The organism is Seonamhaeicola marinus (assembly GCF_008085455.1).
The window spans coordinates 1-280 of record NZ_VSDQ01000134.1; the positions used below are offsets into that span (position 1 = coordinate 1).

The following is a 280-nucleotide window of genomic DNA, read 5'->3' on the forward strand; positions in this document are numbered from 1 at the left end:
AATGGGACAAGACATGAATATTCAAAAAGATAGAATTCAGTTGTACCAAAATCAGGTTTTTGTAACCGATAATGTAGAAGGTATTGTACCTGAATTCTTAACCATGTTACGTGGTGTTATAGATTCTCCAGACATTCCATTAAACGTATCGCGCTCATACTTACAAGCCGATGGTGCTGTAAAAAAGATTTCATCATACATCACCAGAAAAGTTGCCGATAAATTAAAATCGTTATTCAATAGTAATCGTGAAGATTTTGAAGCTAAATGGAATGACATT

At 33.6% G+C, this 280-nt stretch carries 1 pseudogene; it reads left to right on the forward strand.

The features are described 5' to 3' along the window. Positions 1–280 (forward strand): annotated as a pseudogene (locus FUA24_RS01115) (molecular chaperone HtpG); the annotation flags it as partial.